The following is a 7,311-nucleotide window of genomic DNA, read 5'->3' as shown; positions in this document are numbered from 1 at the left end:
GACCCGCGCCGTACGGCGGCCTGCGCCGGCCGTCCGGCGCGATCGTGCGCACGGCGTCCTCGTCCGGCGCGAGCGGGCCGGGCCGGAAGGGCGGCGGTCCACGCTGCACCGACTCGGCCCGGTCCTGGCGGTTCGTCCGGTCCCAGAACTCCACCGCGTACCCCGCGTCGTCCACGCCCGCCGGGACGTACCACGAGCACTCGATCCCCGTACGGTCCGGCGCGAGCGGCCGCAGGCGATGCATCGTCACGTAGTCCGGGTGCAGCGAGATCAGCAGCCCGAAGTAGTGCACCCGCCGGCGTTCGGCGCCCGGGACGAACGCCCCGCCGGAGCGGCCGTCGAGCGTCATCGTCTCGGCGTGCTCGCGCAGGTCCGTCGAGCCGCCCACCCAGGCGCCGGGCAGGGCGTTGTCGTCGCCGCTCGCAGGCGGGGACACCGCGCACAGCTCCGGATGGATGAGCGGGCAGTGGTAGCACTCGTGGTAGTTCTCGACGATCACCTTCCAGTTCGCCCGCACGTCGTACTCGTGCCGCGCCGCGAGCGCGAGACGCTCTGGTCCGTACGGCTCGACCAGCGTCGTCAGCGCGCCCGCGCGCTCGGTGAACGGCCGGTGGCATTGACGAACGCCCAGCCCATGCCGGACCGCCATCGGCGGCGGGACCAGGTCGTACCCGGTGACCTTGAGGCCCGGGGCGCCGCGCAGGCCGCCGTCGAGCCGGTACGCCCACGCGTGGTACGGGCAGACGAACAGGCCGCGGTCCGACGTGCGGCCCTCGGCCAGTGGCTAGTGGCCCCGGTGCCGGCAGGTGTCGGCGAGGGCGCCCTCCGGCGTGAGCAGCACGGGGACGTCCCCCGCGACCACCGAACGCCGGGTGACACCGACCGGCAGCAGCTCGCCGGCGCGTCCCGGGCAGGTCCACGTGCCGGCGAACAGGTGACGCCGCTCCCAGGCGAGCAACTCCGGCGCGGTGTACGCGGCCGCGGGAGGCATCGTCGCCTCGCCGAACGGCATGAGCGCCCCAGCCGGTTCGGCCTCGGGCATCGGCGCGGGCGGCCAGGACCTCCGGCCGCTCATGCCGCGGCTCCGGGCCGGGATAGTGTCGGCGCGTGGCTCGGCTGACGGTGGACGACCGGCGTGCGGAGATCCTGCGCGCCACCGTGGCGCAGATCGCCGAGCGCGGCGTGGCGACGATCCGCGTGGCGGACGTCGCGACCACTCTCGGGGTCAGCACAGCGCTGGTCTTCTACCACTTCCGCTCCAAGGACCGGCTCGTCGCCGAGGCGTTCGCCTACGCGGCGCGCCGCGACCTCGACCGGCTGGCCGACGTCGCAGGGTCCGGTGGCACGGCCCGGCAGCGTCTGGTGCGTGCGCTGCGGCTCTACCACCCCAGCGGGTCGGCCGCGCCGGGCTGGCGTCTCTGGATCGACGGCTGGTCGACCGCGCTCCGCGAGCCCGAGCTGCGCCGGGTGTGCCGACGGCTCGACCTGCGCTGGCGCGACACGATCGCCGGACTGATCGCGGAAGGTGTCACGACGGGGGAGTTCACCTGCCCCGACCCGGAGGCCGCCGCCTGGCGCATCACGGCTCTCATCGACGGGCTCTCGGTACAGACGACGGTGCATCGCGGCGTGCTCACCCGGCGCAAGGCCGAGGCCTGGGCGTACGAACAGGCCGCCCGCGAGCTCGGCGTCACCACTCTCGCCTAGAGCCTGTCCTCAAAGCCACATGAGCAGGGTGGCCAGGTCGATCATGCCTTGGTAGGAAAGGGCGGTCTTGTCATAGCGGGTGGCGATGGCGCGGTATTGCTTGAGGCGGCCGAAGCAGCGTTCAACGACGTTACGCCGCCGGTAGATGTGTCGGTCGAAGGCGGGTGGCCGGCCGCCGTGTGAGCCGCGGCGCAGGCGGCCGGCTTGCTGGTCGCGTCGCTCGGGAATGCCGCGGCGGCGTAGGTAGGTGCGGATGGCCCGGGAGCTGTAGCCCTTGTCGGCGATCACCCGCACGGGCCGTCTCCAGGGTCGTCCCGGTCGCCGCTGTGGGTGTCGTGGGATGCAGATACCGGCCATGACCTGCTCGAACATGGTGCAGTCGTTGATGTTTCCGCCGGTCAAGACGATCGGCAACGGCCGGCCATGGCCGTCACAGGCGAGATGGATCCTTGTCGTGGTACCGCCCCGGGACCGGCCGATAGCGTGATCATCTGGTTCGGTCTGCCCTGCGAGGGTGGAAGACCGGCGCCGGGCTCCGGCGGCGTGCTGATGGGCGCGCACGATGGAGGAGTCCACCGACACCTCCCGGTCCAGTTCATCGATCGCCTCGGCGATCACCTGTGCCCGGCTGACCAGCATCGTGAGCGTGCCGTTGCGGGACCAGCGCCAAACCGGTTGTAGACGGTCTTCCACGGCCCGTACCGCTCGGGCAGATCCCGCCAGGCCACCCCGGCCTTGGCCTTGAACAACATTCCGTTGATCACCCGCCGGTCATCCACCCGTGGACGACCAGCAGCACCCGACGGCGGCAGCAACGGTTCGATCGCCTGCCACTGCTCATCACTCAGCTCATGCCTACGCACCACAAACCAAGATCAAACCAGATCAACCCGACCAGCTTTGAGGACAGGCTCTAGCGCCGGTCTCAACGCCCGCGCGGCGCTCGCTGTGGCCGGGGGGCGCCGGGACAGGCCCTGGCGTCATCGGCGTCTCCGGCGGTCCCTGAGCACCTGGCGTACGACGTTGCGGCCGGGCACTCCCGTGACGCCTCCGCCGCCGTGCGTTGCCGAGCCGGCCTGGTAGAGGCCCTTGATCGGCGTGCGCAGGTCGGCGTAGCCGGCCGCGGGCCGCGCGTGGAACATCTGGCCCGGCGTCAGCTCGCCGTGGAAGATGTTCCCGCCGACCAGGTTGTACTCGTGCTCCATGTCGTACGGGCCGATCACCTGGCGGTGCAGCACCGAGGACGTGAAGCCCGGCGCGACCGCCTCCATCCGCGCGACCACCCGGTCGGCGTAGGCCTCCAGCTCGTCCTGCGGCTGTGTCGCGTGCCAGGTGTGCGGCACCCACTGGGTGAACATCGAGACGATGTGGTGGCCCTCGGGCGCGAGGGAGTCATCGAACACGCTGGGGATGCAGACGTCGGCGAACGGCAGCGCCGCGGGGCGTCCGGCGACCGCGTCCTGGAAGGCGCCCTCGACGTCGTCCAGCGACTCGGCCAGCACGATCGTGCCGCCGTGCGCCTCGGGGTCGAACCCGTCGACGCCGCGGAACTCCGGCAGCCGGTCCACGGCCAGGTTGATCTTGACGGTGCCGCTGCGGGTCTTCCAGCGCTCGATGTCGGCGACGAAGTCCTCGGGCAGGTCGCGGCGGTCGAGCAGCCGCAGGAACGAGATGGCCGGGTGCGCGGTCGTGACGACGGTGTGCGCGGACAGCTCTTCGCCGGACTCCAGCGTGACCCCGGTGACGCGCCCGCCGGAGACGCCGATTCGGGCCACCGGGGCCGATGTGCGGATCTCCGCGCCGAACCCGCGCGCCGCCCCGGCCAGAGCCTTGGTCACTCCGCCCATCCCGCCGCGCGGAAAACCCCACTTGGTCTCGCCGACGTGGTGGTGCAGCATGACGTACGCGGTGCCGGCCGAGCGCGGGCCCGCCCACGTGCCGATCACCCCGCTCACCGAGAGCACGCCGCGCATCGCGTCGGAGTCGAAGTGGTCCTCGACCAGGTCGGCGATGCTGTCGGTGAGGACCCGGGTGACGTCGACCGCCGAGCGCACGTTGACCCCCCGCAGGCTGCGCAGCAGCCCGGCCTGGGCGATGAGGTCGGCCGGCCGGCGCGAGCCCAGCTTGGGCGGGATCTGGTCGAGCAGCGGGCCGAGGATGCCGCCCAGCTCGCCCATCCAGGCGTCCCAGCGCTCGTACGCCGCGGCGTCCTTGGAGGAGAACCGCTCGATCTCCTCCCGGCGGCGTGCCGGGTCGTCCGGCAGCCGCAGATTGCCGCCGTCGGCGCGCGGCGCGAAGTAGGGCCCCTGCGGGTAGACGTGGTAGCCGTGCCGGTCCAGCCGCAGGTCGCGGACCAGAGCGGGCGGCAGCAGGCTCACCACGTACGACAGGGACGTGACCGTGTAGTCGGGGCCGAACGGGTGCTCGCTGACCGCCGCGCCGCCCACCACCTCGCGCGCCTCGCAGACGCACACCTTCAGGCCGGTCTTCGCGAGGTAAGCGGCGGCGACGAGGCCGTTGTGCCCGCCGCCGATCACCAGGACGTCGTACACGGGCGGCTCCTTACTGATTCGCCGGTCAGCGTCGATCGTGCCTCGCGACGCCGGGGGAGGCAAGGGGGCGGCCCGCCGATCGGACCGCCCGCCGAGCCCGGGTGCCCGGCACGTGGAACGGCACACCGACGCCGGGCCCGGGCCACACGAGCCGCGGCACGCCCCCGCAGGAGGTCAGGCCAGCGTCCGGCAGAGGTTCTCCACGTTCGCGTGGAGGTGCGGGAGATCGCGAGTGCCGTCCGGCGCGACCGTGTACCGGAACCGGCCGTGCACGATGTATTCGCCGGACGGGTAGGCCGTGTTGCCGATCGGGACGCCGATGGCCGCGCCTCCGTCGAAGTACCAGGCGGACCCGCCGTTCTCCCTGTTCTCGAGCCGGCCGTAGCCGGACACGTCGCGGACGGCCGATTCGCCGTTGCTCGTGTTGGTGAAGCGGATCACGAGTGGTCCGCGGAACTCCTGGATCCTCGGCGAGCCGTCCGGGAAGGTCGCGTCGGTCCGCACCTCCTCTTCGTCCTGGACGATGTCGCCGTGGACGGTGAAGGAGCATCGGCCGACGGCGTCGAAGGGCTGGGTGCGGTACGGCACCCAGCCTCCCTCGCCGCCGGTGGCCCCGGCGACCGGGGCGGCCAGGACAACGGTGATTCCGGCGACGAAGACGATGGTGGATAGTCTGCGCATTGCCTGCCTTTCGGGAGAGCCTTCCGCGCATCGTCGTCTCGCCCGTCCCGGGGGCGCCATGGTTTAGACCCAGGGCGAAAGGTCGCGAGAGTGCTTCGACTGCGCTTCACCGCCGAGGACCTGATGAACGTCCGGTTCGCCGACCGGCCGGCCCCGCTGCTGGAGCTGGGAATGGCGGTCGCCACCTATCAGCGCCACGACGCCGTGTTCGCGGGCTGGACCCGCCGTACGCGCCTGCCGGGTGAGGCGCGGGCGCTGCTGGAGCTGATCCCGCCCGATGCGAGAGGGCCGCTGTTCCTCGACCCGTACAGCGAGGGTCTGGAGGAGGGCCTGGAGACGGTCCTGTCCACGCCGCCGGGCTACGCGCGGTCCGAGCTCATGCGCACGACCCGGCCGACGCCGTGGACCACGGGCCTGGCGCGCCGCGACCGCGAGGCGTGGCGGCTCCTCGAGGGCGCCTTGCGCCGGGCGTACGACGCGGTGATCGCGCCGGACCGGGAGCGGGTCCGCGCGAGCTTCGACGCCGATCTCGCCTGGCGGCGGACGCATCTCGCCGAGCGGGGCGTGGCGGCGACTCTGGCGAGCCTCTACCCCGGTTCACGCTGGAACGGCACCACCCTGGAGGTCGAGGTGCCCGCGGACTCCGTGCACGCGCCGGCCGGCCGCGGCCTGACGCTGATGCCGTCGGCGTTCTGGACCGGCCGGCCGATGATCGGCCGGCACTCCGACGGGTCGATGCTACTGCTCTACCCCGCGCTCACCCCCTTGCCCCTGGTCGACACCGGGGCGCGCGACGCGCTCGCGCCGCTGCTCGGCCGCACCCGCGCGGCGATCCTGTCCCTGGTCACCGAGGGACGGACGACGAGCGAGCTCGCGACCGAGCTGGGCGTCAGCGCGGCGTCCGTGTCGGCGCACACCAAGACCCTGCGCGGCGCGGGCCTGATCGTCACGCTCCGTACGGGCAAGGCGGTGAACCACGTGGCGACGCCGCTGGGAATGCGCCTGCTGCGGGAGCACTGAGCCGCGGGCCCGGCCCTCACGCGGGTCAGCGGTCGACCGGCCGCCACACGGACCGGTCGCCGTCTCGGTGGACACGGCCGAACACCACGTCGGCGAAATGGACGCCGAAGCCGACGGTGTCCGGCTCCGCCAGTTCGGCGACAAGACGCCGGCGCTGCCGCGCGGCCGATTCGGGGTCGAGATCGACGACGGCCGGCCATTCCGGGTGGCCCACCTGGATCGGCGAGTGCATGGCGTCACCGAAGGCGATCAGCCGGCGGCCGCCACCGCTGATGACGTAACTCGTGTGCCCGGCGGTGTGGCCGGGCGTGAGCAGCACGCGCACGCCGGGGAAGACCTCCTGGCCGTCGGTCACGGTGCGCACACGTGGCGCCATGACCTGGAGGATCTCGTCTGTGACGCCGCGTGTTCGGAGGCGGTCGCGCTGCGCCCACTCGGTCTCGGCGACCAGATGGTCCGAGCCGGCGAACGGCGGCCGGTCGCGGCCGGGGGCGGACTGCCACGCCCAGCCGATGTGGTCGAGATGCAGATGGGTGAAGGCCACCGCTTCGATCTCCGCCGGTGCGCGACCGAGCGCGGCCAGGTTGTCCAGCAGCGCGCCGCCGTGGATGGCCCCGCGCGGTCCGCCGGGCTGTGCCGGAACCGACCGGGGGCCGAACCCCGTGTCGATCAGCAGTGCGCGGTCGCCGCGCTCCACCAGCAGCGCTCCGACGCCGGCCACCAGTTCGCCCGCGTCGTTCAGGTACTCGGGGTGGGCGGTCCACACCTCGTCGGTGGTGCCGGGGAACCAGGCGCGCGGGTCGAGCCCCACCGCCCCGTCCGGCACGTAGGTCAACGTCAGGTCACCGAGCCGAAGTGAGCGCGCCGTCGACGGCCGCAGCAGCCGCTCGTCATGGCCTGTCGCGGAATTCGTCATGATTCCTCGCCTGTGTGATTCGGATATCGGGCACGTCCGGCCGCGCGTGGCGGCGGGGACCCCTGGTGTCCAGTCCACTCCCGTCGTCTCCGGCGAACCAGGGGCAGCCCGAGCACGCAGCGATCACGAATCGTGATCGTCGGCCGCCGCCTCCCGGCAGGCGGCCAGCAACGGGCGGACCCGGCCGGGGTCGGCGGCGTCGCGCACCGCCAGCACGGTCGGCAGCGAAAGCGCGTCCGGCGAGCGCACCGGAAGGAACGTCACCCGGCCGCCGCGCAGCCGGCGGGCGTGCCCGGCGTACAGCACCGTCCACCCGGGCGCACCCGCGCCCAGCGCGGCCAGGGTGTCCTGGAGGGAGCCGTGCGACGGGCCGAGAACGGGCTCGAACCCCGCGTCCCGGCACGCGCCCATGACCAGATCGACCAGTGAGGGGTT

General features: G+C 72.9%; 9 protein-coding genes and 1 pseudogene. 2 read left to right on the top strand and 8 right to left on the bottom strand.

The annotated features are described in order from the left end of the window. The 3 genes and pseudogenes from ACFFNX_RS36330 to ACFFNX_RS36320 form a co-directional block, all read right to left on the bottom strand. The coding region (locus tag ACFFNX_RS36330; RefSeq protein ID WP_378210531.1) for an SRPBCC family protein at window positions 1-649 on the bottom strand (649 nt) is incomplete at its 3' end. 42 nt (window positions 650-691) lie between these two features. Continuing rightward, window positions 692-781, bottom strand: a pseudogene (locus ACFFNX_RS36325) (Rieske 2Fe-2S domain-containing protein); the annotation flags it as partial. A 3-nt stretch (window positions 782-784) separates the two neighbouring features. After that, on the bottom strand, window positions 785-1,075 hold the full coding sequence (locus ACFFNX_RS36320) for a hypothetical protein (RefSeq protein WP_378210530.1): 291 nt from the start codon (window positions 1,073-1,075) through the stop codon (window positions 785-787). 32 nt (window positions 1,076-1,107) lie between these two features. On the opposite strand from ACFFNX_RS36320, the gene ACFFNX_RS36315 reads away from it, so the two are divergent. Beyond that, window positions 1,108-1,707, top strand: a complete 600-nt coding sequence (locus ACFFNX_RS36315; protein WP_378210529.1) for a TetR/AcrR family transcriptional regulator — start codon at window positions 1,108-1,110, stop codon at window positions 1,705-1,707. Between the two features lie 9 nt (window positions 1,708-1,716). On the opposite strand, the gene ACFFNX_RS36310 is transcribed toward ACFFNX_RS36315, so the two are convergent. The 3 genes from ACFFNX_RS36310 to ACFFNX_RS36300 all read right to left on the bottom strand — a co-directional run bounded on the left by ACFFNX_RS36310 (window position 1,717) and on the right by ACFFNX_RS36300 (window position 4,940). After that, window positions 1,717-2,570 (bottom strand): IS5 family transposase gene (locus ACFFNX_RS36310; protein ID WP_378210528.1). Its coding sequence is split into 2 segments (ribosomal slippage): window positions 1,717-2,375 and window positions 2,375-2,570, totalling 855 coding nucleotides; the frame shifts between segments, so codons are not numbered across the junction. Between the two features lie 117 nt (window positions 2,571-2,687). Then, window positions 2,688-4,259 (bottom strand): phytoene desaturase family protein, encoded by a 1,572-nt coding sequence (locus tag ACFFNX_RS36305; protein WP_378210527.1) that lies wholly within the window; start codon window positions 4,257-4,259, stop codon window positions 2,688-2,690. 174 nt (window positions 4,260-4,433) lie between these two features. Continuing rightward, window positions 4,434-4,940: a hypothetical protein gene (locus ACFFNX_RS36300; protein WP_378210526.1), complete on the bottom strand. Its 507-nt coding sequence runs from the start codon at window positions 4,938-4,940 to the stop codon at window positions 4,434-4,436. 90 nt (window positions 4,941-5,030) lie between these two features. Between ACFFNX_RS36300 and ACFFNX_RS36295 the strand changes: the two genes are divergently transcribed. Continuing rightward, window positions 5,031-5,960: an ArsR/SmtB family transcription factor gene (locus ACFFNX_RS36295; RefSeq protein ID WP_378210525.1), complete on the top strand. Its 930-nt coding sequence runs from the start codon at window positions 5,031-5,033 to the stop codon at window positions 5,958-5,960. A 25-nt stretch (window positions 5,961-5,985) separates the two neighbouring features. Here ACFFNX_RS36295 and ACFFNX_RS36290 read toward each other — a convergent pair whose 3' ends face one another. Both ACFFNX_RS36290 and ACFFNX_RS36285 read right to left on the bottom strand, forming a co-directional pair. Then, complete coding sequence (locus tag ACFFNX_RS36290; protein WP_378210524.1) at window positions 5,986-6,876, bottom strand: MBL fold metallo-hydrolase; 891 nt, start codon at window positions 6,874-6,876, stop codon at window positions 5,986-5,988. Between the two features lie 123 nt (window positions 6,877-6,999). Beyond that, the coding region (locus ACFFNX_RS36285; RefSeq protein ID WP_512699870.1) for a type 2 periplasmic-binding domain-containing protein at window positions 7,000-7,311 on the bottom strand (312 nt) is incomplete at its 5' end.

The sequence above is a fragment of the Actinoallomurus acaciae genome (genome assembly GCF_042429965.1).
Lineage (GTDB): Bacteria > Actinomycetota > Actinomycetes > Streptosporangiales > Streptosporangiaceae > Actinoallomurus > Actinoallomurus acaciae.
The sequence above is the reverse complement of the archived record's forward strand: the minus strand, read 5'-3'. Positions and strand labels throughout refer to the sequence as shown.

Bases quoted from the DNA above. Each gene is read 5' to 3' on its own strand.
- ACFFNX_RS36320 (WP_378210530.1), bottom strand. From the start codon at position 1,075: ATGAGCGGCCGGAGGTCCTGGCCGCCCGCGCCGATGCCCGAGGCCGAA.
- ACFFNX_RS36300 (WP_378210526.1), bottom strand. From the start codon at position 4,940: ATGCGCAGACTATCCACCATCGTCTTCGTCGCCGGAATCACCGTTGTC.
- ACFFNX_RS36290 (WP_378210524.1), bottom strand. From the start codon at position 6,876: ATGACGAATTCCGCGACAGGCCATGACGAGCGGCTGCTGCGGCCGTCG.